Below are 25777 nucleotides of genomic sequence, written 5' to 3' on the forward strand. Positions count from 1 at the left end.
CTGGTCGTGTTTCAGGTGTCCCGGTCGATGAGAGCCGGGATCGGGGTGGTTCCTGGCGTCGCCGCCGGGGCGCCGCGAATACTGGTTGTCTTTGGGCGCCCCGGCGGGGGCGCCAGGGGCCGCATCCGGCCCGGCTATCGCGATCGGGACACCTGAAACACGGCCTGGCCCCCGGATGTCCGCATCCGGGGGCGTTCGGCAGGGCTCTTGCCAAATACCGGGCGAACCGCGAGAGTAGTGGCGCAATCACTGTCCGCGCCGCCTCGTATCGCACAGGAGCGTCCCATGAGACGTCGGCGTGTTTGCCTGGCGCTCGCAGCGAGCTTGGTCATGTTCATCCCGTTGAGCCATCCGAGCGACGCTGCGCCTCTGCAGATCTCCGCAGGTCAGATCACGACGATCCCGGACTGGCGGCTGCAGACCAGCAGCACCGCGACCCAGTCCGGCGACGTGATCTCCGCGCCGGGCTTCAACGACTCCAGCTGGCTGCAGGTTCCCGCCCGGTCGACCGTGATGGCCGGCCTGGTCGCCAACAACCGCTATGGCGACGTGAACTTCAGCGAGAACCTGAAGAAGGCCAACGCAAACGACTTCAAAGTGCCGTGGTGGTACCGCAAGGGGTTCACCGCCACGCCCGCCACGGGTACGCACACCTTCCTGAAACTCAAGGGTGGGGTGCTCGGCCGCGGCGAGATCTGGTTCAACGGCACCAAACTCGCCGGCACCGACACCGTGATCGGCGCCTATCCCACCCGTGAGTACGACGTGACCTCGCTGGTCCGCAATGGCGCCAACGCCGTGGCGATCAAGGCGATGCCGTCCAACCCGTCCGCCGACCTGCTGATCCACTTCGTGGACTGGACCCAACTGCCGCCGGACCGCAACCAGGGCCTGTTCCGGGACGTGCAGCTGGCCAGCAGCGGCGCGGTCTCGCTGCGGGACCTGCGGGTCGCCACGGATCTGCCGCTGCCCAGCACGAGCACGGCCGACCTGACGGTGAAAGTGAGTGCCCGCAACGATTCCACCGCGGCGGTATCAACCGAGGTGGCGGGCACGATCGACAACATCACCTTCCGCCAGACGGTCTCGCTGGCGGCCAAGGAGACCAAGACGGTCACGTTCAACCCGTCGAACACCCCCGCGCTGCACCTGACGAACCCGCGCGTGTGGTGGCCGTTCACCATGGGCGGCCAGCCGATGTACAACGCGTCGGTGACGGCATCCGTTGGCGGCGTGGAATCTGACAACGCCAGCACGTCGTTCGGCATCCGCGAGGTCACCTCGTCGCTGAACAAGGGCGGGCGGCAGTTCTCGGTGAACGGCAAGCCGTTCCTCGTCCGCGGTGGCGGCTGGGCGTCGGATCTGTTCCTGCGCACCGATGTCCGCAAGATCACCGACCAGCTGAACCTGGTCCGGTCGATGAACCTGAACACCATCCGGCTGGAGGGCAAGCCGGAGAACGACGAGTTCTACGATGTGGCCGACCGGCTCGGGATCATGATCCTGACCGGCTGGGAGTGCTGTTCGGCTTGGGAGAACTACGGTTCGTTCAACGCCGAGAAGAACCGCGTTGCCGGGGAGTCCGCGGAGAGCGAGGCCAAGCGGATCCGCAACCACCCCAGCGTCATCGGGTTCATGATCGGCAGCGACAACGCCCCGCCAGCGGCCCAGGAGAAGATCTACCTGGACGCGTTGAACCGGGCCGAGTGGACCCTGCCGGTGATCGCCTCCGCGGCCAACGCGAGCTCGCCGCAGCTGGGCAACTCCGGGATGAAGATGGACGGCCCGTACTGGTGGGAGCCGCCGGTCTACTGGTACAACGACCAGCTCGGCGGGGCGGCCGGGTTCGCCTCGGAGATCGGCCCCGGCCCGACCATCCCGGAGATGGACGAGCTGAAGAAGTTCCTGTCCACGGCGGACATCAACAAGCTGACCAACTACAACACCGCGCAGTACCACCTCTCGCCCAGCGGCACGTTCGGCAAGTTCTCCTTCTGGGGCACGGCGTTGAACAACCGCTACGGCGCTCCGTCCGATGTGGACGACTTCGTCCGCAAGGCGCAGCTGGCCAACTACGAGACGAACCGCGCCCAGTTCGAGGCGTTCGGCCGGGACTTCTCGGATACCGGTAAACCCGCCACCGGCGTGATCTACTGGATGATGAACGACCCGTGGCCCAAGCTGTTCTGGCACCTGTACGACTACAACCTGGCCACCGCGGGTTCGTACTTCGGCGCCAAGACGGCTCTGCGGCCGTTGCACGTTCAGTACTCCTACGACGACAAGTCACTTGCCGTTGTGAACACCGGTCTGCAAAGTGTGTCTGGACTCAGCGTGCAGGTGACCGTGTTCAACGCGGATGGCACGCAGAAGGCCAACGAGACCCGGTCGGTTACGGCCAGTGCCAACGGTTCCGTGCGGGTCGGCAACCTGCCGCAGCCGAGTGGGTTGTCGTCGACGTACTTCGCGCGGCTGTTGTTGAAGAACTCGTCCGGTCAGGTCATCGACCGGAACGTGTACTGGTTGTCCACGACCGCCGACACGTTGAACTACGGCGGTTCCGACTGGTACTTCACGCCGCAGTCCGGGTACGCGAACCTCAAGGGCGTCACCAGCCTGCCCACCGGTTCGGTCAACGCCACCAAGTCGTCCACTGTGGAGGGTGAGAACACCCGCACCACCGTCACCCTCACCAACAACGGCGGCAACCTGGCCTTCTTCCTGCGGGCCAGCGTCCGCAAGGGCAACGGCGGCGCCGAAGTCCTGCCAGCCGACTGGTCGGACAACTACGTGTCGTTGTGGCCGGGCGAAACCCTGACCCTGACGGCCACCTACCGGACCGCGGACCTCGGCGGCGCCGGCCCCGCGGTCGAACTGTCCGGGATCAACATCCCGAAACGCACACTCTGACCGAATCGCCGGGCCCGGCCTTTGCCGGGCCCGACGTTCGTCGGTACCGAACTCCTTGCGACACCATTAGTTTTCGCAGTCACGAACGACTCCCTGCAATGGTCGTCGGAAGGACTGAAATGCGTAAATCGGTCGTCGCCGCCGCGGTGTGCGCGGCTGCGTTAAGTGTCGTCGCCCCCGCCGCTCAGGCAGAGCCCGCCGCCCCCGCCATCATCGGCGGCGGCACGGTGAGCTCGGCCCCGTGGGGCGCGCAGATCTACTGGGACCAGGGCGGAAGCGAGTTCGGCGGCTTCGAGTGCTCGGGCACCATCATCGCGGCGCAGTGGGTCATGACCGCCCAGCACTGCGTCACCAGCGCCCCGATGCATGTCCTGGTCGGGAACGTCAACTTCGGTCAGGGCACGCGCGGCACGGTCGACCGCAAGGTGATCTCCCCCAACGGCGACATCGCCCTGCTGCACCTCACCGCGGGCATCAACACCACCTTCATGCGCCTCGGAAGTGCCGACCCCGCAACGGGTGCGACCAACCAGATCTACGGCTGGGGCCGGACCTTGAACCAGAGCCCACCCTCGCCGGTGTTGAAGACCGCGAACGTCCGGGTGACCGGTCGTAGTACGGATGCCTTTGGTGGCAGGGCTATCGCGAGCCGCGGCATCAACGGCGCCGCCTGGCACGGTGACTCGGGCGGCCCTGAGCTTTCCAACGGCGTTCAGGTCGGTGTGGCCTCGACGGCTGGCAACTCGGGCTCGAACCCTCAGGGGATCCAGAACTACGCGAGTGTCGCGGCAAACCGGACCTTCATCCGGAACACTGCCGGAGTTTAGTCCTTTGTGGAGTTCCGGCTCCTCGATGCCTTAGGCGGCTCTTGTGGCTGGGAGCGGTTCGATTTTGTGTGGGACCCCTGCGGCGCACAAAATCGAACCGCCGCCGGGGTTTGCCTCCCACCCCCAGTCGAAATACTCGGTAGGGTGGTTACGCGAGCCACTCCTTGATCTGTTCGATGAGGGCGACGGGGTTCTCGCCGATGGGGGTGACGTTGAGGCTGGTGACGCCGGCTTCCTTGAAGGCCTGCAGGCGTTCCTTCACGTAACCGGCCGGTCCGATGAGGTTCGTCAGCTCCGCGAACTCGGCGGGCACGGCGGCCGCGGCCTCGTCCTTCTTGCCGGCGAGGTACAGCTCCTGGATCTTCTCCGCCTCCGCCTCGAAGCCGTACCGCTTGGCGAGGTCGTTGTAGAAGTTGCGGCCGCGGGCGCCCATTCCGCCGACGTACAGGGCGATGTAGGGCCGCGAGGCGTCCCGCAGGCCGGTCACGTCATCGCCGATCGCGAGCATGCCGCCCGCGACGATCTCCAGCTCGCCCAGTGCCGGGTCGCGCTTTTGCTTGCCCGCGGCCAGGGACTGGCCCCACACCGACTGGGCCTTCTCCGGGATGAACAGCGTGGGCAGCCAGCCGTCGGCGATCTCGGCCGTCATCTGGACGTTCTTGTCGCCCAGCGAGGCCACGTAGATGGGGATCTCGGGGCGGACCGGGTGGGTCAGGATCTTCAGCGGCTTGCCGAGGCCGGTGCCCTGGCCTTCGGGCAACGGGATGTTGTAGTTGCCGGTGTTGGTGATGACCTCGCGGCGCCAGATGCGGCGGCAGATGTCGATGACCTCGCGGGTGCGGCCGAGCGGCTTGTCGTAGGCGACGCCGTGCCAGCCTTCGATGACCTGCGGTCCCGAGGCGCCGAGGCCGAGGATGGCGCGGCCGCCGGAGACGGCGTCGAGGCCTGCGGCGGTCTGGGCGATCAGCGCGGGGGTACGCGAGTAGATCGGCAGGATCGCGGAGCCGATCTGCACGCGGGAGGTCTTGGCGGCGATGTAGCCCATCAGGGTCGGCGAGTCGAACCCGTACGCCTCGGCCACCCACACGGTGTCCAGGCCCGCGTTCTCCAGCGCGACGACGTGCTCGATGAGTTCCTTGGGGTTACCCGCGTACATCAACTGCGTGCTGATCTTCATGGTCATCCTTGCTCTCGCACAGCGCCGTGCGCCATGAGGTCATCGATGTCGTCAAACCCCCAGTCCGCCAAGGCGTTCCGGGTGTGCTCACCGGGGCGAGCGGGCGGGGTGGTGAGCTCCGCCGGCGTCGCGGAGAACCGGGGTGCGGGCGCGGGCTGGACCATGCCGTCCTTGTCCACCAACGTGCCGCGCTCGGCGATGTGCGGGTGCTGCGGCGCTTCGGTGAGGGACAACACCGGCGCGACGCACGCGTCGGTCCCCTCGAAGACCGCCGTCCACTCGGCGCGCGTGCGGGTCGCGAACGCCTCGGCGAACCGCTTCCGCAGCTCGGGCCAGTGCGGGATGTCGAACTGCCCGGGCGCGTCCCGCACCCCCAGCAGCCGCACGAACTCCGCGTAGAACTGGCGCTCCAGCGGCCCGACCGCCATGTACTCGCCGTCGGAGGTCTCGTAGACGTCGTAGAACGGGGCGCCGGTGTCGAGCAGGTTCACCCCACGCGTCGGCTGCCAGACCCCGGCGGAGACGAGCCCGAAGATCATCGTGGCGAGGTGTGCGGCGCCGTCGACGATCGCGGCGTCAACGACCTGCCCCTTGCCGGACCGCAGGGCGGCGAGAATGCCCACGGCCAGGTACAGCGCGCCGCCGCCGAAGTCGCCGACCAGGTTCAACGGCACCTGCGGCGGCCCTCCTGCGCGCCCGAGAGCGTGCAGCACGCCGGTGATGCCGATGTACGCGATGTCATGTCCCGCGGACTGCGCCAGCGGGCCGTCCTGGCCCCAGCCGGTCATCCGGCCGTACACGAGCCTGGGGTTGCGTTCGAAGCACTGCTCGGGGCCGATGCCCAGGCGTTCGGCGACGCCCGGCCGGTAGCCCTCGATCAGCACGTCGGCCTTCGCGGCGAGGCGCAGCACGACCTCCGCGCCGCGGTCGTTCTTCAGGTCGACCATGACCGAGCGTTTGCCGCGGTTGAGCAGGTCCCGCGAGGGCGGCCCGGCCACGGGTGACGAGTTCGGCCGGTCGACGCGGACCACGTCGGCGCCCAGATCGGCCAGCAACATGGCGCAGAACGGCGCCGGCCCGATCCCGGCCAGCTCCACGACCCTCAGTCCCGCGAGTGGACCCATGCGGACACCCTCCTACTCGCCAGTACGGCGACTTTATACCTAACGCTGTACGGATAGATGTGACAATCACCCCATGGTGAATGCCGCCGTGGTGCACGGAGCAGGACAGGACATCGAGGTCACCGCCATCGAGCTGCCGGATCTCGGCCCGCACGACGTCCGGGTCAAGGTCGCCGCCGCCGGGGTCTGCCACTCCGACCTCTCCATGACGAACGGGACGTTCACGCCCGCGTTCCCGCTGGTCCTGGGCCATGAAGCCGCCGGGACCATCGCCGCCGTGGGGTCGGACGTGACGGGTCTCGAGGTCGGCGACCGGGTGGTGGTGAACTGGGCGCCCGCGTGCCGCCGGTGCTGGTTCTGCCTGAACTCGCAGCCGTGGCTGTGCACAGCCGTCGAGGGGAACGTGAGTCCGGTCCGGGGAACGATCGGCGGGGACCCGCTGCACGTGACTCTTGGGGTCGGTGCGTTCGCTGAGGAGATCGTGCTGCCCACAGACGCTGTCGTACCGCTTGCGCCTGGCGTTCCGCTTGATGTCGCCGCGCTGCTCGGGTGCGCCGTGGTCACCGGCGTCGGCGCCGTGCGCAACACCGCCGCCGTGCGCCCCGGTGAGTCCGTGGTCGTCATCGGCCTCGGAGGCGTCGGCCTGTCCGCACTGCTCGGCGCCCACCTGGCCGGCGCGGGCCCGATCATCGCCGTGGACATCAGCCCGGACAAGGAAGAACTCGCGCGCACCGCGGGCGCCACCCACTTCCTGGTGTCCCACGACAAGCTCGCGAAGGAGATCCGCGGCCTCACCGACGGCCGCGGTGCCGACCACGCCCTCGAATGCGTCGGCCACTCGGCCACCATCCGCACGGCCTGGCAATCCACCCGCCGCGGCGGCCGCGTCACCGTCGTCGGCGTCGGCCGCCGCGATGACACCGTGTCGTTCAACGCCCTCGAGCTCTACCACTTCGCCCGCACCATCGGCGTCTCCGTCTACGGCTCCGGCGACCCCAACCGCGACATCCCCCTCCTCGCCACCCAGATCGAACTGGGCCGCCTGGACCTCGAACCCCTCGTCTCGCACCGAATCGGCCTCGACGGCGTGACAGAAGCCTTCGAACGCATGAAGTCGGGCACCGGCGCCCGTTCCCTGCTCGTGTTCGACAGCTGAGGCTGGGGGTCAGGGTGCTGACAGCGTGCGCAGGATGTGGCACCAAGTAGCACGCGGTGCCACATCCGGCGAGACTGGGGGTATGAGCGTCCAGCCTGAGATCACCCAGCGGGATCTGCGCAACAGGTCCAAGGAGATCATGGACACGGTCGAGAACGGGGGCTCGTACATCGTCACCCGCGACGGGCGGCACATCGGCGAGCTGATCCCGCTGCGCCGGCGGCGCCGGTTCGTCCCGCGGGCGGAGTTCGCCGCGTCGTCGCGGGTCGCCGCGGCGGTCGACATCGAGGTCTTCCGGGCCGACCAGGACGCGGCGATGGAGCAGGGGATCGACGACCCCTATGAGCGCTGACCAGGGCCTGATCGACACCGACATCCTGATCCTGCGCCGGTGGATCGACCCGGCCGAGCTGCCCGGGGAGGTGGCGATCAGCGCCATCAGCCTCGCCGAGCTCTCCGCCGGGCCGCACCTGGTCCGGCCCGGCCACCCCGGCTACGACGAGCACATCGAACGCGCGCGGCGGATGGATGTGTTGCAGCGCGCGGAAAGCGAGTTCGACCCCATCCCGTTCGAGGCCGAGGCGGCGAGGGCCTACGGGCGGTTGTCCGCGGCCGTCGTGGCTTACGGACGCCGGCCGCGGCGCCGGACGGCCGGCCTGATGATCGCCGCCACCGCGCTGGTGGAGGGGCTCCCGCTGTTCACCACGAACCCGGACGACTTCAAGGGACTCGAGGACCTGGTCACCGTCGTGCCGGTCACGCATCCGACGACGAAACCTTGATGTCCAGCAACGGGACCAGGTAGGCGCGGGCGAAGGTGCGCATCTCGCGTTCGTCCGCGGCCGGGATGCGGCCGTCGGGGGTGAGCACCATGGAGTGGATCAGCCGGGCGAGCAGCTCGGCCAGCGGTTCCGGGTCGAACTCGCCGAGCGAACCGGCCTGCTGGTCCTCGCGGATCTTCTGGGCGAGGTAGTCGCGGGCCATGGCGATGATCGGGCCGCCGGTCAGGGTCAGGCCGGGCAGGATGGCCTCGGGTTCGCTGGACAGCAACCGGTTGAGCAGCGGGTGCCGGCGCAGGCCGCGCACCACGGCGACGAACCCCTCCACCAGCCGGTCCTGCGGCGACCCGGCCTTGCCGATCTCCGCGTCCACCCCGGCCAGGAACCGGGACACCTCCCGCAAGCCCACAGCCGTGACGAGGTCGCCCTTCTGCGGGAACCGCCGGTACACGGTCGCGCGGCCGAGACCCGCCTGCCGGGCCACATCGTCCATTGTGGACCGTCGCAGCCCGAACTCCTCGTACACGGCCAAGGCCGCGTCCAGGATCTTGGTGACGACCTCGTCGGTCACGAAGCGAGCCGGGCGGCCAGGGCCATCGGGTGGTAGCGGTACCTCACCGGAACCATCGGCATCGCCACCCGCACGGCCTTCTTGAGCACATCCAGCCTGCGCTCGTCCCAGCGAGTCCACTGTAGACCGAGGCGCTCCCGGAACACCGGCGGCAGCGTGCCCACGGTGGCCGTCATCATCGTCCGCGCCCCGATCGGCCCGGCCGCGCGCCACATCGCCGACGGCAGCGGCCACCACGGCGGCTGCAGCGGATGCCGCTCGCCCAGGGCGTCCAGCAGGTCGCGCACGCTCTTGTTGTCCTCCAAGTGGTTGACCACCATGCCGGAAAAATAGTCCCAGAACCCCTCGAGCGTCACCGGCATCCGGTGCGGCTTGATGCCGAGCAGCTCGCCGAGCGACCGCCATTCCGCGTAGTACTCGCGCTGCACCGAAACTGGCAAAGGTGTGCCGAAGTTCCGGTGCACGTCGAGCGCGCCCTCGAACAGGGTCGCGTGCACCCACCAGTAGGCGTCCGGGTTCAGCGCGCTGTACCGGTTGCCGTGGTGGTCGACGCCGGTGAAGCCGCGGTGCAGCTCACGCAGCCGCCGCGCCTCGGCAGCCGCGCGCTCGCCGCCGAACGTCTGGAGCATCATCGAGTCGACCGTCCGTTGCAGCCGCTGCCACGGTTCGGCCCGGTAGTTCGAGTACTGCGCCACCCCGGCGCCGACCGTCGGGTGCGCGACCTGCAACAGCAGGGCTCGCCCGGAACCGAGCAGCAGCCGCCAGTCCAAGGCGGTCCGCCACGCCACCGAGCCGGGTCCCAGGACTGCCATCGACCCACCTCCGTCCGAGACGGTGATACATCATTTGTATCACTGCCTGATCTTCACCGCTACCCTCCGTGGTGGTAGTTTCTCCAGGCCAGACAGGGGAACAGGAGGCGCTCATGCCGCGCATACCGGTCATGCCAGTAACGGACTCCATGTTCCTTTTGGGCGAGTCCCGGGAACATCCGATGCACGTCGGCGGGCTGCAGCTGTACGAGCTGCCCGAGGGCGCCGGGCCGGACTACCTCAACCAGATGTACCACTCGCTGATCGGCGACGAGGCAGGCGTGCAGGAGCTGTTCCGGCAGCGGCCGCGACGCCCGGTGAGCAGCCTCGGCCAGTGGTCCTGGTCGCACGACGACCTGCTGGACATGGAGTACCACGTCCGGTTCTCCGCGCTGCCGCGCCCCGGCCGGGTGCGTGAGCTGCTGGAGCTGGTGTCCCGGCTGCACGGCTCGCTGCTCGACCGGCACCGCCCGCTGTGGGAGTTCTCGCTGATCGAGGGCCTGGAGGGCAACCGGTTCGCGACCTACTCCAAGGTGCACCACGCGCTGATGGACGGCGTGTCCTCGATCATCCTGGCCAACCGCGCGCTGTCGGCCGACCCGTCGACGATGAACATGCCGCCGGTCTGGGCCGTGCCGCCGCTCGAAAAGCCGGCGACCAACGGCCACGGCGGACCGCTGGCGTTGCTGGAGTCGTTGCGGGACATGACTTCCGACCTCGCCGGGGTGCTGCCGGCGGTGGTGAGGAACGCGAACACCGCGCTGCGCGAACAGGCTTCGGTGCTGCCGTTCCAGGCGCCGCGGACGATCTTCAACGTGCAGATCACCGGCGCCCGCCGGTTCGCCGCGCAGAAGTGGGACCTCGACCGGATCAAGGCGATCCGCAAGGTCACCGGCGCCACGCTGAACGACGTCGTGCTGGCGATGTGCGCGGGTGCGCTGCGCCGGTACCTGATGCAGCTGGACGCGCTGCCGGACCGGCCGCTGATCGCGATGGTGCCGGTATCGTTGCGCGGCAAGCAGAAGAAGTCCGAGGCGAGCGGCAACTCGGTCGGCGCGATCCTGGTGAACCTCGGCACGCACCTGTCCGACCCGGCCGAGCGGTTCGCCGCGATCCAGCAGTCCGCCCAGGTGGCCAAGCGCTCGCTGGCCGAGCTGAGCCCGTTGCAGATCCTCGCGTTGTCCGGGCTGACCATGGCGCCGCTGGCGTTCGCGCCGATCCCGGGGGTCGTGAAGCTCACTCCGCCGCCGTTCAACCTGATCATCTCGAACGTGCCGGGCGCGCAGAAACCGTTGTACTGGAACGGGGCCAGGCTGCAGGGCATGTACCCGCTGTCGATCCCGTACGACGGCCAGGCGCTGAACATCACGATCACCAGCTACGCGGGCGCGCTGAACTTCGGCCTGACCGGCTGCCGCCGCAACGTGCCGCACCTGCAGCGCATGCTCACCCACCTGGACGAGTCCCTGGTCGAGCTGGAGACCGCGGTCAAGTCCTGAAACAGGTTCCAGCGCTCCATCGGCGTTGGTAAGCGAGTGAGCCATTTGACGGATTGCTCGCGGCTGAAACGCGTTCTAACTTTGACGCTGCCCAGCCATCACTGCCGATGGAGTGCGCCATGCCTCAGGTTTCCCGTCGCCATGTTCTCGCCGGAGCCGGTCTCGCGCTCGCCGCGGGCCTGACCAACCCGCCCGCCGCCTCGGCGGACCAGGAGTACGACGTGGTCGTCGTCGGCGCGGGTGCCGCTGGGATGACGGCCGCGTTGACCGCCGCCAAGCGCGGGCTTCGCGTTGTCGTGCTGGAGAAGGCGTCGGTCTACGGCGGTTCGCTGGCGCGTTCCGGTGCGGCGGTGTGGATCCCGAACAACCAGGTCATCCTGGCCGCCGGAGTGCCTGACACCCCGGCGAAAGCAGCCGCCTACCTGTCGGCGGTCGTGGGCACGGGATCGTCCCTGGCCCGGCAGCAGGCGTATCTGGCCAACGGGCCGGCGATGATCTCGTTCGTCATGGCCAACAGCCCGCTGCGGTTCCGGTTCATGCCCGGCTACAGCGACTACTACCCGGAACTGCCCGGCGGGATGCCGAACGGCCGCTCGATCGAGCCGGAGGTGTTGGACGGCAACATCTTGGGCGCCGAGCTGGCCCGGCTGAACCCGTCGTACCTGAACGTGCCCGCGGGCATGGTGGTCTACGGCGCCGACTACAAGTGGCTCAACCTCGCTGCCGTGCACCCGAAGGGGTTCGCGGTGGCCGCGGAATGCCTGGCCCGCGGCGCAGCTGCGGCCGCCGCGGGCCAGAAACCGTTGACCATGGGCCAATCGCTCGCCGGAAGCCTGCGTGCCGGTTTGCTGGCCGCCGGTGTTCCCGTGCTGCTCAACACGCCGTTGCAGGACCTGAAGATCGAGAACGGCCGTGTGGTGGGTGTTCAGACGCCCCAGGGCCTGTTCCGGGCCACCCGCGGCGTGATCATCGGGTCGGGCGGGTTCGAGCACAACACGGAAATGCGCGTGCAGTACCAACGTCAACCGATCACTACACAGTGGACGGTCGGTGCGGCGTCCAACACCGGCGACGGGATCCGGGCGGGACAACGAGCGGGTGCGGACCTGGCGCTGATGGACGACGCCTGGTGGGGCCCGGCGATCCCGCTGCCCGAAGGCCCGTGGTTCTGCCTGGCCGAACGAACCCTGCCCGGCAGCCTGATCATCAACCAGGCCGGCCAGCGGTTCGTCAACGAGGCCGCGCCCTACAGCGACGTCGTGCACGTGATGTACGACAAGAACCCGTCCGCGCCGTGCATCCCGGCCTGGATGATCACCGACCAGAACTACCGCAACCGCTACCTGTTCCGCGACACCGCACCGCTGCTTCCCTTGCCGGACAACTGGTTCGCCTCCGGTGCCGCCGTCAAGGCCTCGTCCGTCGAGGCTTTGGCCACCGGGATCGGTGTACCCCCAGCAGCGTTGCGGGCCACTGTCAACCGCTTCAACGGGTTCGCCTTCTCCGGAAAGGATCTGGACTTCCGCCGCGGCGACAGCGCCTACGACCACTACTACACCGATCCCGGCGTCTTCCCGTCCTCCAGCCTCGCCTCACTGTGGCTGCCGCCCTTCTACGCGTTCAAGATCGTCCCCGGCGATCTCGGCACCAAGGGCGGGATCGTCACCGACGCGCGGGCTCGCGCGTTGCGACCGGACGGAAGCGTGATCCCGGGCCTGTGGGCGGCCGGGAACGCCAGCGCGGCCGTGATGGGCCACAGCTACGCGGGCGCGGGCTCGACCATCGGCCCGGCGATGACCTTCGGCTACATCGCCGCCAACGACGTCTAACCCCTGGCGTACTTGACAATCGCGGCAAGATCCTCGGTCGACGGGGCCGCGTCCAGCAGGTTCTGCACCACTGTGGACAGTGGCAGGTCGGCGGACGCGGTCGCCAGGCCGACATCCTTGGCGGCCAGCCGGACCGGGAAGTAGACGCCCTGCGCGAACGCGCGTCCGGCCACGCCCGCCAAGGGTGAGGCCGCCATCGCCCGTTTCACCATGTCCTCGGGCAGGCCGAAAGCGTCCGCGAGCGCCATCGCCTCGGCCACCACGGCGACCCCGCTGATCACGGCGTTGATCAGGACGATCTTCAGCGCCGCGCCGGCGCCGAGCGCGCCCGCGCGGGTGACCGTGCCGAACACCCGCAGGATCGGCATGACCTCGTCGGCGTCGCCGCCGGCCAGCACGGACAGCTCACCGCCGGCCGCGCGATCGATGCTGCCCATCACCGGCGCGTCGATCAGGGTGACGCCGTCCGGCAGCAGGTCGCGGACCTCCCGCACCGCCTGCGGGCCGATGCTCGACATGTCGATCACCGTCGTCCCCGGTCGCAGCGCGGCTGCGAAGCCGGTCACGACCTCGCGGACGGCGGGCGGGTCGGCCAGCATCGTGATCACCACGTCGGCGTTCCGGACCGCGTCCGCCGGACTGGCCGCGACTTCGGCCGGGAAGTCCTTGGGCGTCCGGTTCCACACGGTCAGCCGGTACCCGGCCGGGATCAGCCGCCGGGCCATCGGGTCGCCCATCGAGCCCAGCCCGAGAAACGCGAGGTTCTTGTCCATGCCCCGACGCTATTGCGGCGACTGCGATGCGACCAGCGAATGTCTAGCATGGATGTCATGCCGGTCTCGCATGACTTGTCCGCCTCGCTGTTCCGGGTGTTCGTCGAGGTCGCCCGGGTGGGTTCGTTCACCGCGGCCGCTTCGACGCTGGGCTACACCCAGTCGGCCATCTCGCGGCAGATCTCCGCGCTGGAGGACGAGGCCGGGACGGCACTGTTCGACCGCCTGCCCCGCGGAGTCCGCCTCACCGAGCCCGGACGACGCCTTGTTCCGCACGCTCAGGCCGTTCTGGAACGCCTGGACGCCGCCCGCCGGGACCTCGCCGACCTGGCCGAGCTGGCGACCGGGCGGTTGCGGGTCGGCGGGTTCGCGACGGCCGACGCGGCGCTGATCCCGCGGGCCATCGCCGCGTTCCGGCTGTCCTATCCGGAGGTTTCGGTCACGCTTCGAGAGGGCTACACGCCGAGCCTGATCGCCCTTGTGGCGTCGGGGGATGTCGACCTCGCCGTGGTGAGTTTCCCGGAGCGGCACCACATCGACGGGATCGACCTGGTGAAGTTGTGCGATGACCACATGTTCGTGGCGGTACCCATCGGTCATCGCCTCGACGGCGCCCGGCACGTGCGACTGTCCGACCTGGTCGGGGAGACCTGGATCGCGGGCAGCAACCGCCCGGAGGACACCCTGATCAGCTCATGCCTGCGCACCGGGTTCCAGCCGCACATCGGGTTCGTGGCCCGTGACTGGATGGCCAAGCAGGGCCTGGTCGCCGCCGGGATGGGGATCACGTTGATCCCGTCGCTGGCCGTGGCGGCCGTCCGGCGGGACATCTCGTTGGTACCGCTGCATCCTGACGACATCGCGCCGCGCCAGGTCTACACCGCGGCGGCCAGCGGGTTCACGCTCTCGCCTGCCGCACAGGCATTCCTCGCCATCCTGCGGCGGCAACCCGTGGAATGATCACGGTGTGCGAGCCTTGGTTGCGTTACTCCTGTTCTTGCTGGCCGGGTGCAGCGTGCATCCGTTCGCCTTCGAGCCACCGCCACCACCGTCCATACAACCGCTGCCGGGCACGGCTGACCAGGTCTGGCCGTCCGCGCCGACCTCGCCGCCCGGACCGTGTCCGAAGCCTGGGGTGCGCATCACGGTTGGCGGCAGCGACGCGGCGATGGGCCTGCGGGCGCTCACCCTGGAGATGACCAACTGTGGCGCGGCTCCATACGAGGTCAACGGGCGCCCGGTGGTGCTGGTGCTGAACGCGGAGGACCAGCCGGAGCCGGTCGCGGTGTTCCAGGGCACCGGCGGCATCACCACGGACCCGGAGGTCGACGCCGCGCCGCAGCCGTTGACGCTGGCGCCCGGTGAGAAGGCCCACGCGACGCTCGTGTGGCGGCTGCTGGTGCAGGACGGCCGGTCGGTCACCGGCACTTCGCTGCGGGTCGCGCCGCTGCCCGGAGAGCCGGATCAGCTGGTCAGCCCGGTGCACCTGGACGTCGGCACCACCGGGAAGCTCGGCGTCGGGCCTTGGTCGAAGGCCTGAGACTCGCGTCCGCCCGCTACCTACTCTAGAGTAGGTTAGCAACGGACCGAGGAGTTGGTGAGATGGTCGATCGGCACAGGCGGGACGCCATGGGCATCGCGCTCGCGGTACTCAACCGGATCGCGGGCACGCGTCTCGTGCAGCGGTTCGGGCTGAACAAACCGCTGGAGCGCGGGGTCTACCAGGCGACGAGGACGGGGTTCCGCACGCTCGGCGCGGCGACCCGGTCGTTCCAGGCCGCCCAGCGCCTCGGCCGGCCCGCGCGCCTCGAACCCGCCCCCGAGCGCGGCCTGTTCGACCTGACCCCGGACGACGAGCAGCAGATGATCCGGGACACGGTCGCCGAGTTCGCCGCGGAGCAGCTGCGGCCGGCTGCCGCGGAGGCCGACGCCTCCTGCACGCCGCCGCCGTCCTTGCTGGCCACTGCCGCTGAGCTGGGCGTGACCATGATCGGCGTGCCCGAGGAGCTGGGTGGCGTCGGGACCGCGCGGTCCACTGTGTCCGGTGTGCTGGTCGCGGAGGCCATGGCGCACGGGGACATGGGGCTCGCGGTCGCCTGTCTCGCGCCCGCGGCGGTCTCGAATGCCTTGGTGCTGTGGGGTGACGCCGATCAGCAGGCGACTTATCTGCCTGCCTTCGTTGGGGACAACGTTCCCGCTGCGGCGCTGGCTGTTCTGGAGCCTCGGGTGCTGTTCGATCCGTTCTCGCTGGAGACGCGGGCGGTTCGGACTCCCGAGGGGTACAAGTTGGATGGCGTGAAGTCCTTGGTGCCGTTGGCCGCCTCGGCCGAGTTGTTCGTGGTCGCGGCCGCTTTGGACGGTGCTCCGGCGTTGTTCATCGTCGAGTCCTCGTCTCGGGGTGTGTTGATCGAGGCCGAGCCTTCGATGGGTCTGCGCGCCGCGGCGATGGGCCGGCTGGTGCTGGACAACGTGACCGTGCCGCGGTCGGCTTTGCTGGGAGACAAGACTTCTTACGCCGACTGTGTGCGGCTTTCCCGGCTGGGCTGGTGCGCGCTCGCCGTCGGGACCGCGCAGGCGGTGCTGGACTACGTGATTCCTTACGTCAACTCGCGGGTGGCGTTCGGCGAACCGGTGAGCCATCGGCAGGGTGTGGCGTTCAAGGTCGCGGATATCGGCATTGAGCTGGACGGCATGCGGCTCGTGACCTACCGGGCCGCTTCCCGCGCCGAGCAAGGGAAGTCGTACGCCCGTGAGGTGGCGTTGGCGCGGAAGTTGTGCACGGACAAGGGGATGGCGATCGGCAGCGACGGCGTCCAGCTGCTCGGCGGGCACGGGTTCGTCAAGGAGCATCCGGTGGAACGGTGGTACCGCGACCTGCGGGCCGTCGGCGTGATGGAAGGCGGGGTGCTGCTGTGATCAACCTCGAGGTGCCCAAGAAGTTCGGTGCCCTGCTCAACCAGGCGCACCAGGCCGCGGCGGAGATCTTCCGGCCGAACTCCCGCAAGTACGACCGCGCGGAGCACACCTACCCGAAGGAGCTGGACATCTTCGCGGCCCTGCTGGACGGCGTGAACGCGTCCGGCGAGGGTGGCGGCGGCGCTTCCGGGGTGCGGCGGTCCTCCGGGTCCGGCGGGCCGGGCATTCGCAATGGCGCCAACATGTCCACGGTGCTCGGCACGATCGAGCTGTGCTGGGGCGATCTCGGGTTCCTGTTGTCCATGCCCCGTCAGGGTTTGGGCAACGCGGCGATCGCGTCGGTCGCGAACGACTCCCAGCTGGCACGGTTCGGCAAGCTGTGGGCGTCGATGGCGATCACCGAGCCCGACTGCGGCTCCGACTCCGCGGCGATCACCACCACCGCGGTGAAGGACGGCGACCACTACGTCATCAACGGCGAGAAGATCTTCGTCACCGCCGGGGAACGCTCGGACGCGGTCGTCGTCTGGGCCACTTTGGACAAGTCCCTCGGGCGCGCCGCGATCAAGTCGTTCGTGGTGGAAAAGGGCACGCCGGGCATGGAAGTCGTGCGCTTGGAGAACAAACTCGGCATCCGCGCCTCCGACACCGCCGTGATCCGGTTCACCGACTGCCACGTCCCCGCGGAGAACCTCCTCGGCGACCCCTCGATCAACAAGGGTTTCGCCGGCGTCATGCAGACCTTCGACAACACCCGCCCGTTGGTCGCCGCCATGGCCGTTGGACTGGCTTGGGCGGCACTGGAGGAGACCCAGCGTCTCTTGACCGAAGCGGGCATCGAAATCGACTACGACAAACCGGCGAACTCCCAGCACGCCGCCGCAGCTGCTTATATCGCGGCGGAGGCGGACTGGGAGGCGGCCAAGTTGCTGACCCTCCGCGCGGCGTGGATGGCCGACAACTCCAAGCCGAACTCCCTTGAGGCTTCTGAGGCCAAGGCGAAGGCCGGTCGGGTCGCTACTGAGATCACGCTGCGGTGTGTCGAGTTGTGTGGGTCCCTTGGATATTCCGAGAACAACCTGTTGGAGAAGTGGGCTCGCGACTCGAAGATCCTGGACATTTTTGAGGGCACGCAACAGATTCAGCAGTTGATTGTGGCGCGGAGGCTGCTCGGGAAGTCCTCTGGTGAGCTGAAGTAGGCTCGGCTTGGGGGCGGTGCCTTGTTGGCTGGGGTGGTTCGATTTGTGCGGGGACCCCTGCGGCGCACGGGGCAGACCAAAGGGGACAGGTCTGCGACCTGTCCCGCCGGAGAGCTTGTGTGCGCCGCCACCCCGCACAAAATCGAACCGGGTGGGGGTGGGGTTAGGGGGTGCGGCCGGAGGCGAGGAGGATTTTGTGCCAGGGGTCCGGTTCGTCCGGGAGGGGGGCGAAACGGCGTTGCCAGAGGTCGAGCAGGGGCTCGAGGGTCTGGCGTTCGGGGCGGTACGGGACGATGTCGTGGTGGTGGATGGTCAGTTCGTTGAGGCCGAACAGGAGTTGCAGCGCGACGGGGATGGGGCCGCGTTGGTGGGCCATCATCTCCATGGGGTTGGTCGCCTCGGCGAGGAAAGTCTCCACTGCGGCTGGTAGTTCGGTGAACGGGTCGGCGCCGAACTCCTCCACAGTGGCCAGGTTCCAGCGGGAGAGTTCCTCCGGTTCGAACGGTATGGAGAAGTCTCCCGCTCTGCTCTGTCTCAGCAGGGTGCTGAATCTCTGGAACGTCGCTACGAGGTGTGCGGTGAGGTCCTTCACTGTCCAAGGTGGACACGCTGTTGGCTCGTCCGGCATGGTGATCGCCAGGTCGAGGTAACCACCCAGTTCCGCCCGGATCAGGTCCGGCACCCATGGCCACGCGGTCATGCGGCGATGTGGGTGTCGAGGAACGTGTCCATGAGTCTCCAGGTGGTGTGGCGGGCGCCGCGGCCGGTGAGCACGCCGAGGTGGCCGCCGGGGCACACCTCGAACCGGATGTCGGGCGAGCTGTCCAGCAACTGTGTCAGGCGTTGCACGGCTGGGGAAGGGGCTATGCCATCGGTGGCGCCCGCGATGACGAGCACCGGGACCCTGATGTCCGCCAACGAGATCAGCCGCCCCTCGACGTCCACAACGCCGTCATGCAGGTCGTTGCCGCGGAAGAACCGGTGGTAGAGCTGGCCGAACGTGCGCCCAGGGTAGGCCGCCATGTTCTCCATGAACCGGTCGACCGCCTCGATCTGGGCGAGGAACTCCTTGTCGTCCAGGTGAGTCAGCACCGCGACCGGTTTGGTCACGTACTTGTCCACTGAGGTCAGCTGGAACGCCCACCGCACGATCTGCCGCGGCGCCCGGCCGAGCACCCGGTAGGGCGCGGTGAGCAGCCACCCGCCGGTCAGCTCGATCAACGGCCGGGCCGGCGCCACCAGCGGGATCGCGGTGAAGTCGATCGGGCTGGCCACGGTGGTGATGGACGCGACCGGCAGCGAAGGCTGGTCCGCGGCGGTGAGCAGCGAGAAGATCCCGCCCAGGCACCACGCCACGATGTGCACCGGCCGCCCGCCCGCGTCCGCGCTGACCGCCCGGATCGCGTGCGGCAGCACCTCGTCGATCCAGTGCTCGATGCCCAGGCCGCGGTCGGCGAAACTGACCGTCCCGTAGTCGACCAGGTAGGTCGCCCGGCCCTGCTCGACGAAGTGCTCGGCGACGCTGCAGCCACGCCGCAGGTCGAAGCACAACGCGGGCGCGGCGAGCGGCGGCACGAGCAGCACCGGGTCGCCCGAGCCGTCCCCGGCCATCCGGTACACCCACCGGTTGGGCCCGTGGCCGACCAGCACCCGGGGCACCGGCCGCAGGTCGGCCACGCCGCCGCGGAACACCTTGCCGATCACGTTCGACGCGGCCGCGGGCAGGTCTATCCCGATCATGTCCCCCATCATCCCAGGTAGACGCCCCGCGAGGGCGTTTGTGAGGCCTAACTCGCAAAAGTGCTCAGCGGATGCCGGACCTCCGGAACAGCCGGAACGTCAGCTGCAGCCCCTTCGCGTACAACGTATAAGGCAGCCACTTCGGCGGCGTGGTGAGCGGGATCCGCTGCAGCGACACGTTCTGCGCCTCGGTGTACTTGAGCAGGCCTTCCGCGCCGTTGCGGCGGCCCAGCCCGGAGTCCTTCATTCCGCCCATCGGGGCGTCCGCGCTCCCGAACCCGACAATGTGCCCGTCGTTGATGTTGACCGTTCCAGCGCGCAGCTGAGCGGCGACCGAAGCGGCGTGTTTGAGGTTCCGCCCGAACACGCTCGCGTTCAACCCGAACGACGTGTCGTTGGCCCGTTCGATCGCCTCACGGTCGTCGACGACGCGGTAGACCGACACGACCGGCCCGAACGTCTCGTTGGCGTAGCAGAGCATGTCCGGCGTGACGTCGGTGAGCACGGTGGGCTCGTAGAAGAACGGCCCGATATCCGGCCGTGCCCGGCCGCCCGCGAGCACGGTCGCGCCTTTCGAACGCGCGTCCTCGACATGCCTCGAAACGGTGTCCAGCTGCCGTTGGGAGATCAGCGAACCCATGTCCGCGCCGAAGTCGTAGCCAGCGGTCAGTTTCATCCCGTTGACCTCGTCCAGGAACCGCGCCAGGAAATCGTCGTAAACCGCTGTATGCACGTACACCCGTTCGGGCGACATGCACAGCTGCCCGGTGTTGGAGAAACATGTCTGCACAGCACCCGCAGCGGCCCTGCCGACGTGCGCATCCGCGAGCACCAGAAGGGGATTCTTGCCACCCAGCTCCAGCGAACTGCCGATCAGCCGCTGCCCGGCCCGGGCGGCGACCTCCCGGCCGGTCCGCGTCGAGCCGGTGAAGCCAACATAGTCGGCGTTGTCCACCAAGGCGGTCCCGACCACCGGACCGTCACCGAGTACGACCTTCAACAGCCCTTGCGGCAGGCCGGCTTGGTACAACAGGTCCACACCGTACAAAGTGGACAGCGCGGTCTGCGTGTCCGGCTTGAGCACAACGGCGTTACCCGCGATCAGCGCCGGAACCAGGTCCGTGAACGACAAAGCGAACGGGTAGTTCCATGGTGTGATGATCCCGATGACACCCTTGGGCACGCGCTGCTCGGTCGTCTTGACGGCGAACGGCATCATGCCCTGACGCCGTTGCGGCCGCAGCAAAGCGGGCGCCTTCCGGACGTAGTACCCAATGGTCACCAACGGTGCGGACGCCTCCAGGAACGCGTCGCGCCTGGACTTGCCGGTCTCCGCCTGCAACAGGTCGAACAGCACCTCGGCGTGCTTGAGGATCAGCCCGTGGAACCGGTCGAAGATCCGGGCCCGCTCGCCGACGTCCACCCGCGCCCAGCCCTGTTGCGCCACACGGGCTTCCTCGATCGCCTGGACCACGTCCGCCACGGACGAGTGCGGGACCTTGGCCAAAGTGCCGCCGGTGAAGACATCGACGGTACTCAGGGTGTCCGAAGTGGACGCGGTGACCCGGTCGGTCAGCCGGTCGACGAGGGCGTCGGTGATCGAGGATGCCGTCATGCCTTGAAACCGTACGCCTCGTCCGCGCCCGGCGCGCTGCTCGCGGCGCGTTGCTCGTAGTTCGCCCGTTCGGCGGAATTGGCCGCGTCGACGAGAACCCGGTCGCCCTTGAGCACGTGCGTCAGCCATTCGCCGGCCGCCCGCGGCATCAGGTGCCCGATCCGGTTGAGCACGCCCACCGACTTGGGCACGAACACGTCGAACCGCGGTTTCTTCAAGGCGGCCACAATGGCCTCGGCGACCTGTTCCGGGGCGACCGTTTTGACCAACGCGTCCTTGATCCCGGCGGCCAGCTCGGTCCGCACGATCGACGGCATCACGCAGGTCACTTCGATGCCGGAGCCACGCAGTTCGGCCCGCACGGCCTCGGACAGGCCCACCACGCCGTGTTTCGTCGCGCAGTACGTGACACCGCCCGGGAAACCCGCCTTGCCCGCCGCGGAGGACACGTTGACGATGTGGCCGGTATTCCTGGGGCGCATCCGTTTCACGGCTTCACGCGTACCGTGGATGACCGCGTGCAGGTTGATCTCCAGCTGGTGCACGGTCTTGACGTCGTCCTCGTCCTCGAACCGGCCCAGCGGCATGATCCCGGCATTGTTGATCAACACGTCGATCGGCCCCAGCCTGCCCTCGACCTCGTCCAGGAACTTGGTGAACCCGGCCAGGTCGGTGACGTCCAACGGCAACGCCAGCGCCTTCCAGTCCCGTGCCGGGGTCACGTCCAGATCCCCCACCACGACCTTCGCACCCTCGGCCAGGAGCTTGTGGACCGTCGCGGCCCCGATCCCCCTCGCGCCCCCGGTCACCACGACGACCTTGTCCCGCAGTTCGCGTGCCATACCATAAACATACACATCTGCACGTATCTGTCGGCAAGATTAAGGTAGTCCCATGTCGGTGACCACGCAGACGGCACGCCGGTCGAAAACCGGCCGTACCCAGGAGGAACGCAGCGCGGCCATGCGCGAGCGGCTGCTCGACGCGACCATCGGCTGCCTGGTGGAGTACGGCTATTCCGGCACCACGACGACCCGGGTCGCCGAGCGCGCGGGCGTCACGCGGGGCGCCCAGGTGCACCACTTCCCCACCAAGACCGACCTGGTCACCGCGGCCGTGCGGCACCTCGCCCAGCGCCGCGCCGAGCTGGCGTTCGCCGAGATGGACCGCTTGTCGGAGTCGACCGACCCGATCGGCGACACCCTGGACCTGCTCTGGGAGATCCACCAGGGCCCGCTGTTCGCGGCCAGCACCGAACTCCTGCTCGCCGCCCGCACGGATCCCGAGCTGCGCGCCCAGGTCGCCGACGTGGAACCGCAGATCAGTGGCATGGTAGTGGAGTTCGGCAAGCGCGTGTTCGGCGACGAAGCGGACACCACCCAGTTCCGGCACTACTCGTACACCGCGATGGACACCGTGCGCGGCCTGCTGATCAGCAACTGGGCCTACCCGGACGACGCCCAGCTCGACGCCCGCTGGCAACGCGCCAAGGCCTGCTTGCGAGCCATGGCCCCGGCGGATCTCACCAGTCGGTGAGGCGCTGGGCTATTTCTTCTATGGTCCAGGGTTTGTCGGTCTCGGTGGTGTTCTTGGTGTGCCAGCCGGCCAGTTCCTGGATCACTCCACCTTGGACCGCGAAGACCTTTCCGTTGACCGGACACGTTTCCGTGGCGAGGTAGGCCACGAGCGGTGAGACGTGCGAGGGGTGGAACGGGTCGAAGGCCTCCTTGTCCTCGGGTTCGGCGAACAGGGCCTCGAAGCCCGGCGTGGCCAGGGTCAAGCGGGTTCTGGCAATAGGCGCGATCGCGTTGGCGCGCACGCCGTAGCGGACGAGTTCCTGCGCTGCGACGAGGGTCATCGCGGCGATCCCGGCCTTGGCGGCGCCGTAGTTGGCCTGGCCGGCGTTGGGCAGGATCGTGCCCGAAGCCGAGGCGGTGTTGATCACCGAGCCGCGGACCTGCTCGCCCGCCTTGGACCGTTCCTTCCAGTGCACGGCGGCGTGGTGCAGCATCGCGAAGTGTCCCTTGAGGTGCACCGCGATCACACTGTCCCATTGGGACTCGTCGGTGGACGCGATGTAGGCGTCCCGGAGGATGCCCGCGTTGTTCACCAGGACATCCAGCCGGCCGAACGTGTCGACCGCCTTGCGCACAACGGACTCGGCGCCTTCCCAGGACGAGATGTCCGCCGCGATCCCGGTTCCGCCGGTCTCCGCGACGACATCGTCCACCCCGTCGAGGTCGTTGACCACGACGCGCGCGCCTTCGCGGGCGAACAGCAGGGCGTGCTCGCGGCCGATGCCACGGCTCGCGCCGGTGATCACCGCGACCCGCCCGTCCAGTGCTCCCATTGTCAGTCCTCGACTTCCGCTAGGCCGTCCTTGATCACCACGGTGTCGCCGACCGTGGTCTCGTACGCGTAGGAACCCGCCCCGGACCGCCAGATCCGGGTGGTGATGTCCTGGCCGGGCAACACGGGACGGCTGAACCGCACGGCCAGCCGCCGCAGGCGCGAAGTGTCCCCCTCGGCCACTTCGGTCAGCACCGCCCAGGACGTGAACGCCATGGTGCACAAGCCATGCGCGATGATCCCGGGCAGCCCGGACAGCCGGGCGATCTCGTCGTCCAGGTGGATCGGCATCGGGTCGCCGGACGCGGCCGAGTACCGGAACGTCTGGTCGGCGTCCACATGCGACACGACCTTCGCCACCGGAGCCTGTTCCCGCAACGACTCCGGGAACACGTGCGAAGGCGCGAGCGAGCCGACCAGCGGCCCGGCGTCGACCTTCCGGAAGAACGACGTGACCCACTGCTCGTTGACCAGGGCGCCGTCCTCGGTCCGGCACTCGACGTAGATCGCCGCCCGGGTGCCGTTCTCCTTGCCTTCGTAGCCAACGGGTCTGGCGCGTGACAAAAGCTTCATGCCAGGGCGGATCACCTGGTGGAACCGGAAGTCCTGCATGCCGTGCACGACCCGCATGGCCAGCTCGACCGGTGCGATCGCGAGCGAGGCCGGGATCATCGACATGAACACCGGCACGATCGCGAACACCGGCGGCGCAACGGATCCGTCCCGGTGGGCGGGGATCGGGTCGTTCGTCGCGGCCGCGTACTGGGCGATCCGCTCCTCGGTCACCTCGAACGTGTCCGGTTCGGTCCACTGCCCGATCCCGGCGGGGATGAACCCGGTCATACCAGCGTCGCCAGCTTGGCGAGCGACTTCTCCAGCTCCGCGCGGCTGTTGCGCTCCACGGCGGTGCCGATCGGCCCGACCACCATCTGCCCGGAGAACTCGGCGTCGATGGTCGCGCGGGCGTTGTCCCCCAACGGTTCCACCGACAGCGTGAACGACACCTTGACCGCGGCCATGCCGGTTCCGGAGATCCGCAACGACTTCGGCCGGTCGTAGGCCTCGACGGTCCACTCGATCTTGTTGGCCATGCCCATCACCGACACGATCTCGGTCAGCTGCGAACCGACCTCGACCGGCGACGGCAGCTCGCTGCGCCAGCCCTGGTGGATGGTCAGCCACTCCTCGAACCGGCCCAGGTCGGCCATCAGCGCCCACACCCGCTCCGGGCCCGCGGGCAGCTCCACCGAGACGTTCACGTTGGCCATCAGGTCACCTTTCCGCCGGGCGGTACGCCGTGACCACGGCCGCGCCACCCAGTCCGATGTTGTGCTGCAGAGCCACTTTCGCTCCCGGAACCTGCCGTTTGCCCGCCGTCCCACGCAGTTGCCAGGTCAGCTCGGCGCACTGCGCGAGCCCGGTCGCGCCGAGCGGATGCCCCTTGGAGATCAACCCACCGGATGGGTTCACCACCCAGCGGCCGCCGTACGTGGTGTCGCCCGCGTCCACGAGCTTGCCGCCCTCACCGGTCCCGCACAGCCCCAAAGCCTCGTACGTGATGAGTTCGTTGGTGGAGAAGCAGTCGTGCAGCTCGATGACGTCCACATCGGACGGACTGAGCGCCGCCTGGACGTAGACCTGCCGGGCTGCCTCAGCGGTCATCTGGGCGCCGACAATGCTGATGGCGTCGTCGAAGGTGTTGCCCATGTCGGTCACCATCGCCTGGCCGACGATCTCCACGGCACCGGAAACCTCGTGTGCCTCGAGGAATCGCTCGGACACGAGCACCGCCGCCCCGGAACCGTCCGAAGTGGGCGAACACTGCAACCGGGTCAGCGGCGGGTAGATCTCCTTGGCGCCCAGGATCTCCTCCAGCGTGTAAATGTCCTGGAACTGCGCGTACGGGTTGTTCGCCGAGTGCCGGTGGTTCTTCTCGCCGATCCGGGCGAACTGCTCGACGGTGGTGCCGTACTTGCGCATGTGCTCACGCCCGGCCGCGCCGAACATCCACGGCGCCACCGGAGCCGCGAACTCCTGCAGCTCGGCCAGCGCGACGATGTGCTTCGTCAACGGCTGTTCGCGGTCGTCGTAGGTGGACGCCAGCGAGCCCTTCTGCATCTTCTCGAACCCCAGTGCCAGCACACAGTCCACCAGACCACCGCGAATGGCCTGCGCAGCGAGGTAAAGCGCCGTCGACCCGGTCGAGCAGTTGTTGTTCACGTTGACGACCGGGATCCCGGTCAGCCCGAGCTCGTAGACCGCCCGCTGCCCCGACGTCGACTCGCCGTAGACGTACCCGACGTACGCCTGCTGCACGTCGGCGTACCCCACGCCGGCGTCCGCGAGGGCCTTGGTCCCAGCCTCCCGGGCCATCTCCGGGTAGTCCCAGTCCCGGCTGCCCGGCTTCTCGAACTTGGTCATCCCAACACCGGCGACGAACACCCTGTTGCCCATATCCAGAAACATACAGTCCTGCACGTATGTGTATCAAGGGTCGAACA

25 protein-coding genes are annotated in these 25777 nt (G+C 68.5%); 12 read left to right on the forward strand and 13 right to left on the reverse strand.

The window, feature by feature from the left end; all coding sequences use genetic code 11:
* The first annotated feature begins 285 nt into the window (after positions 1-285).
* Together AB0J95_RS27535 and AB0J95_RS27540 are read left to right on the forward strand one after the other, a co-directional pair.
* The gene (locus tag AB0J95_RS27535) at positions 286-2910 is read left to right on the forward strand and encodes a glycoside hydrolase family 2 TIM barrel-domain containing protein (protein WP_364763649.1); all 2625 of its coding nucleotides are present in this window, start codon (positions 286-288) and stop codon (positions 2908-2910) included.
* Between the two features lie 119 nt (positions 2911-3029).
* Positions 3030-3737 carry a trypsin-like serine protease gene (locus tag AB0J95_RS27540; RefSeq protein ID WP_364763651.1) on the forward strand — a complete coding sequence of 236 codons (708 nt, stop codon included), beginning with the start codon at positions 3030-3032 and terminating at the stop codon, positions 3735-3737.
* A 148-nt stretch (positions 3738-3885) separates the two neighbouring features.
* On the opposite strand, the gene AB0J95_RS27545 is transcribed toward AB0J95_RS27540, so the two are convergent.
* Positions 3886-4914, reverse strand: a complete 1029-nt coding sequence (locus tag AB0J95_RS27545) for an LLM class F420-dependent oxidoreductase (RefSeq protein WP_364763653.1) — start codon at positions 4912-4914, stop codon at positions 3886-3888.
* 2 nt (positions 4915-4916) lie between these two features.
* A complete protein-coding gene (locus tag AB0J95_RS27550) occupies positions 4917-6038 on the reverse strand; it encodes a CaiB/BaiF CoA-transferase family protein (protein WP_364763655.1) in 1122 nt (373 codons plus the stop codon).
* A gap of 73 nt (positions 6039-6111) precedes the next feature.
* Here AB0J95_RS27550 and AB0J95_RS27555 point away from each other — a divergent pair, with 73 nt between their 5' ends.
* The 3 genes from AB0J95_RS27555 (at position 6112) to AB0J95_RS27565 (ending at position 7976) form a co-directional block, all read left to right on the forward strand.
* The gene (locus AB0J95_RS27555) at positions 6112-7194 is read left to right on the forward strand and encodes an alcohol dehydrogenase catalytic domain-containing protein (protein ID WP_364763658.1); all 1083 of its coding nucleotides are present in this window, start codon (positions 6112-6114) and stop codon (positions 7192-7194) included.
* 82 nt (positions 7195-7276) lie between these two features.
* Positions 7277-7546, forward strand: coding sequence for a type II toxin-antitoxin system prevent-host-death family antitoxin (locus AB0J95_RS27560; protein WP_364763660.1), 270 nt, complete (start codon positions 7277-7279; stop codon positions 7544-7546).
* A complete protein-coding gene (locus AB0J95_RS27565; RefSeq protein WP_364763662.1) occupies positions 7536-7976 on the forward strand; it encodes a type II toxin-antitoxin system VapC family toxin in 441 nt (146 codons plus the stop codon). Before AB0J95_RS27560 ends, AB0J95_RS27565 begins: the two co-directional genes overlap by 11 nt.
* On the opposite strand, the gene AB0J95_RS27570 is transcribed toward AB0J95_RS27565, so the two are convergent.
* Both AB0J95_RS27570 and AB0J95_RS27575 read right to left on the reverse strand, forming a co-directional pair.
* A complete protein-coding gene (locus AB0J95_RS27570) occupies positions 7951-8544 on the reverse strand; it encodes a TetR/AcrR family transcriptional regulator (protein WP_364763664.1) in 594 nt (197 codons plus the stop codon). The two genes, AB0J95_RS27565 and AB0J95_RS27570, sit on opposite strands and share 26 nt — an antisense overlap.
* Entirely contained in the window at positions 8541-9356 is an 816-nt protein-coding gene (locus AB0J95_RS27575; protein ID WP_364763667.1) for an oxygenase MpaB family protein, read from the reverse strand. The genes AB0J95_RS27570 and AB0J95_RS27575 overlap by 4 nt, the downstream gene beginning before the upstream one ends.
* Positions 9357-9478: 122 nt before the next feature.
* Between AB0J95_RS27575 and AB0J95_RS27580 the strand changes: the two genes are divergently transcribed.
* Positions 9479-10855, forward strand: coding sequence for a wax ester/triacylglycerol synthase family O-acyltransferase (locus AB0J95_RS27580; RefSeq protein ID WP_364763790.1), 1377 nt, complete (start codon positions 9479-9481; stop codon positions 10853-10855).
* Between the two features lie 119 nt (positions 10856-10974).
* Positions 10975-12684, forward strand: coding sequence for a 3-oxosteroid 1-dehydrogenase (gene kstD / locus AB0J95_RS27585; protein ID WP_364763670.1), 1710 nt, complete (start codon positions 10975-10977; stop codon positions 12682-12684).
* Here kstD and AB0J95_RS27590 read toward each other — a convergent pair.
* The gene (locus AB0J95_RS27590; protein ID WP_364763673.1) at positions 12681-13457 is read right to left on the reverse strand and encodes an NAD(P)-dependent oxidoreductase; all 777 of its coding nucleotides are present in this window, start codon (positions 13455-13457) and stop codon (positions 12681-12683) included. The genes kstD and AB0J95_RS27590 overlap by 4 nt on opposite strands.
* A 57-nt stretch (positions 13458-13514) precedes the next feature.
* On the opposite strand from AB0J95_RS27590, the gene AB0J95_RS27595 reads away from it, so the two are divergent.
* The 4 genes from AB0J95_RS27595 (at position 13515) to AB0J95_RS27610 (ending at position 17572) form a co-directional block, all read left to right on the forward strand.
* On the forward strand, positions 13515-14417 hold the full coding sequence (locus AB0J95_RS27595) for a LysR family transcriptional regulator (protein ID WP_364763676.1): 903 nt from the start codon (positions 13515-13517) through the stop codon (positions 14415-14417).
* Between the two features lie 7 nt (positions 14418-14424).
* Positions 14425-14997, forward strand: coding sequence for a DUF4232 domain-containing protein (locus AB0J95_RS27600; protein ID WP_364763678.1), 573 nt, complete (start codon positions 14425-14427; stop codon positions 14995-14997).
* A 62-nt stretch (positions 14998-15059) separates the two neighbouring features.
* Entirely contained in the window at positions 15060-16373 is a 1314-nt protein-coding gene (locus tag AB0J95_RS27605) for an acyl-CoA dehydrogenase family protein (protein WP_364763680.1), read from the forward strand.
* On the forward strand, positions 16370-17572 hold the full coding sequence (locus tag AB0J95_RS27610; protein WP_364763682.1) for an acyl-CoA dehydrogenase family protein: 1203 nt from the start codon (positions 16370-16372) through the stop codon (positions 17570-17572). Before AB0J95_RS27605 ends, AB0J95_RS27610 begins: the two co-directional genes overlap by 4 nt.
* A gap of 163 nt (positions 17573-17735) precedes the next feature.
* On the opposite strand, the gene AB0J95_RS27615 is transcribed toward AB0J95_RS27610, so the two are convergent.
* The 4 genes from AB0J95_RS27615 to AB0J95_RS27630 all read right to left on the reverse strand — a co-directional run bounded on the left by AB0J95_RS27615 (position 17736) and on the right by AB0J95_RS27630 (position 21769).
* Positions 17736-18272, reverse strand: a complete 537-nt coding sequence (locus AB0J95_RS27615; protein WP_364763685.1) for a maleylpyruvate isomerase N-terminal domain-containing protein — start codon at positions 18270-18272, stop codon at positions 17736-17738.
* Positions 18269-19312, reverse strand: coding sequence for an alpha/beta fold hydrolase (locus AB0J95_RS27620; protein ID WP_364763687.1), 1044 nt, complete (start codon positions 19310-19312; stop codon positions 18269-18271). The genes AB0J95_RS27615 and AB0J95_RS27620 overlap by 4 nt, the downstream gene beginning before the upstream one ends.
* Before the next feature lie 64 nt (positions 19313-19376).
* Positions 19377-20927 (reverse strand): succinic semialdehyde dehydrogenase, encoded by a 1551-nt coding sequence (locus AB0J95_RS27625; RefSeq protein ID WP_364763690.1) that lies wholly within the window; start codon positions 20925-20927, stop codon positions 19377-19379.
* Positions 20924-21769: an SDR family oxidoreductase gene (locus tag AB0J95_RS27630; RefSeq protein WP_364763692.1), complete on the reverse strand. Its 846-nt coding sequence runs from the start codon at positions 21767-21769 to the stop codon at positions 20924-20926. Before AB0J95_RS27630 ends, AB0J95_RS27625 begins: the two co-directional genes overlap by 4 nt.
* Before the next feature lie 52 nt (positions 21770-21821).
* Between AB0J95_RS27630 and AB0J95_RS27635 the strand changes: the two genes are divergently transcribed.
* Positions 21822-22463 carry a TetR/AcrR family transcriptional regulator gene (locus AB0J95_RS27635; RefSeq protein ID WP_364763694.1) on the forward strand — a complete coding sequence of 214 codons (642 nt, stop codon included), beginning with the start codon at positions 21822-21824 and terminating at the stop codon, positions 22461-22463.
* Here AB0J95_RS27635 and AB0J95_RS27640 read toward each other — a convergent pair.
* From AB0J95_RS27640 to AB0J95_RS27655, 4 genes are read right to left on the reverse strand one after another with little or no spacing between them, the layout of a single operon-like run.
* Positions 22450-23277, reverse strand: a complete 828-nt coding sequence (locus AB0J95_RS27640) for an SDR family NAD(P)-dependent oxidoreductase (RefSeq protein ID WP_364763696.1) — start codon at positions 23275-23277, stop codon at positions 22450-22452. The two genes, AB0J95_RS27635 and AB0J95_RS27640, sit on opposite strands and share 14 nt — an antisense overlap.
* Before the next feature lie 2 nt (positions 23278-23279).
* A complete protein-coding gene (locus AB0J95_RS27645) occupies positions 23280-24119 on the reverse strand; it encodes a MaoC/PaaZ C-terminal domain-containing protein (RefSeq protein WP_364763699.1) in 840 nt (279 codons plus the stop codon).
* Positions 24116-24544: an SRPBCC family protein gene (locus AB0J95_RS27650; RefSeq protein WP_364763701.1), complete on the reverse strand. Its 429-nt coding sequence runs from the start codon at positions 24542-24544 to the stop codon at positions 24116-24118. Before AB0J95_RS27650 ends, AB0J95_RS27645 begins: the two co-directional genes overlap by 4 nt.
* A 4-nt stretch (positions 24545-24548) precedes the next feature.
* The gene (locus AB0J95_RS27655; RefSeq protein ID WP_364763703.1) at positions 24549-25730 is read right to left on the reverse strand and encodes a lipid-transfer protein; all 1182 of its coding nucleotides are present in this window, start codon (positions 25728-25730) and stop codon (positions 24549-24551) included.
* Between the last annotated feature and the right edge of the window lie 47 nt (positions 25731-25777).

It is taken from the genome of Actinocrispum sp. NPDC049592, from assembly GCF_040675465.1.
Classification (GTDB): Bacteria; Actinomycetota; Actinomycetes; order Mycobacteriales; family Pseudonocardiaceae; genus Kibdelosporangium.

Bases quoted from the DNA above. Each gene is read 5' to 3' on its own strand.
- AB0J95_RS27620 (WP_364763687.1), bottom strand. From the start codon at position 19,312: ATGATCGGGATAGACCTGCCCGCGGCCGCGTCGAACGTGATCGGCAAG.
- AB0J95_RS27605 (WP_364763680.1), top strand. From the start codon at position 15,060: ATGGTCGATCGGCACAGGCGGGACGCCATGGGCATCGCGCTCGCGGTA.
- AB0J95_RS27630 (WP_364763692.1), bottom strand. From the start codon at position 21,769: ATGGCACGCGAACTGCGGGACAAGGTCGTCGTGGTGACCGGGGGCGCG.
- AB0J95_RS27575 (WP_364763667.1), bottom strand. From the start codon at position 9,356: ATGGCAGTCCTGGGACCCGGCTCGGTGGCGTGGCGGACCGCCTTGGAC.
- AB0J95_RS27555 (WP_364763658.1), top strand. From the start codon at position 6,112: ATGGTGAATGCCGCCGTGGTGCACGGAGCAGGACAGGACATCGAGGTC.
- AB0J95_RS27590 (WP_364763673.1), bottom strand. From the start codon at position 13,457: ATGGACAAGAACCTCGCGTTTCTCGGGCTGGGCTCGATGGGCGACCCG.
- AB0J95_RS27550 (WP_364763655.1), bottom strand. From the start codon at position 6,038: ATGGGTCCACTCGCGGGACTGAGGGTCGTGGAGCTGGCCGGGATCGGG.
- AB0J95_RS27655 (WP_364763703.1), bottom strand. From the start codon at position 25,730: ATGGGCAACAGGGTGTTCGTCGCCGGTGTTGGGATGACCAAGTTCGAG.
- AB0J95_RS27625 (WP_364763690.1), bottom strand. From the start codon at position 20,927: ATGACGGCATCCTCGATCACCGACGCCCTCGTCGACCGGCTGACCGAC.
- AB0J95_RS27645 (WP_364763699.1), bottom strand. From the start codon at position 24,119: ATGACCGGGTTCATCCCCGCCGGGATCGGGCAGTGGACCGAACCGGAC.
- AB0J95_RS27540 (WP_364763651.1), top strand. From the start codon at position 3,030: ATGCGTAAATCGGTCGTCGCCGCCGCGGTGTGCGCGGCTGCGTTAAGT.
- AB0J95_RS27535 (WP_364763649.1), top strand. From the start codon at position 286: ATGAGACGTCGGCGTGTTTGCCTGGCGCTCGCAGCGAGCTTGGTCATG.
- AB0J95_RS27565 (WP_364763662.1), top strand. From the start codon at position 7,536: ATGAGCGCTGACCAGGGCCTGATCGACACCGACATCCTGATCCTGCGC.
- AB0J95_RS27640 (WP_364763696.1), bottom strand. From the start codon at position 23,277: ATGGGAGCACTGGACGGGCGGGTCGCGGTGATCACCGGCGCGAGCCGT.
- kstD (WP_364763670.1), top strand. From the start codon at position 10,975: ATGCCTCAGGTTTCCCGTCGCCATGTTCTCGCCGGAGCCGGTCTCGCG.
- AB0J95_RS27615 (WP_364763685.1), bottom strand. From the start codon at position 18,272: ATGACCGCGTGGCCATGGGTGCCGGACCTGATCCGGGCGGAACTGGGT.
- AB0J95_RS27545 (WP_364763653.1), bottom strand. From the start codon at position 4,914: ATGAAGATCAGCACGCAGTTGATGTACGCGGGTAACCCCAAGGAACTC.
- AB0J95_RS27635 (WP_364763694.1), top strand. From the start codon at position 21,822: ATGTCGGTGACCACGCAGACGGCACGCCGGTCGAAAACCGGCCGTACC.
- AB0J95_RS27595 (WP_364763676.1), top strand. From the start codon at position 13,515: ATGCCGGTCTCGCATGACTTGTCCGCCTCGCTGTTCCGGGTGTTCGTC.
- AB0J95_RS27650 (WP_364763701.1), bottom strand. From the start codon at position 24,544: ATGGCCAACGTGAACGTCTCGGTGGAGCTGCCCGCGGGCCCGGAGCGG.
- AB0J95_RS27560 (WP_364763660.1), top strand. From the start codon at position 7,277: ATGAGCGTCCAGCCTGAGATCACCCAGCGGGATCTGCGCAACAGGTCC.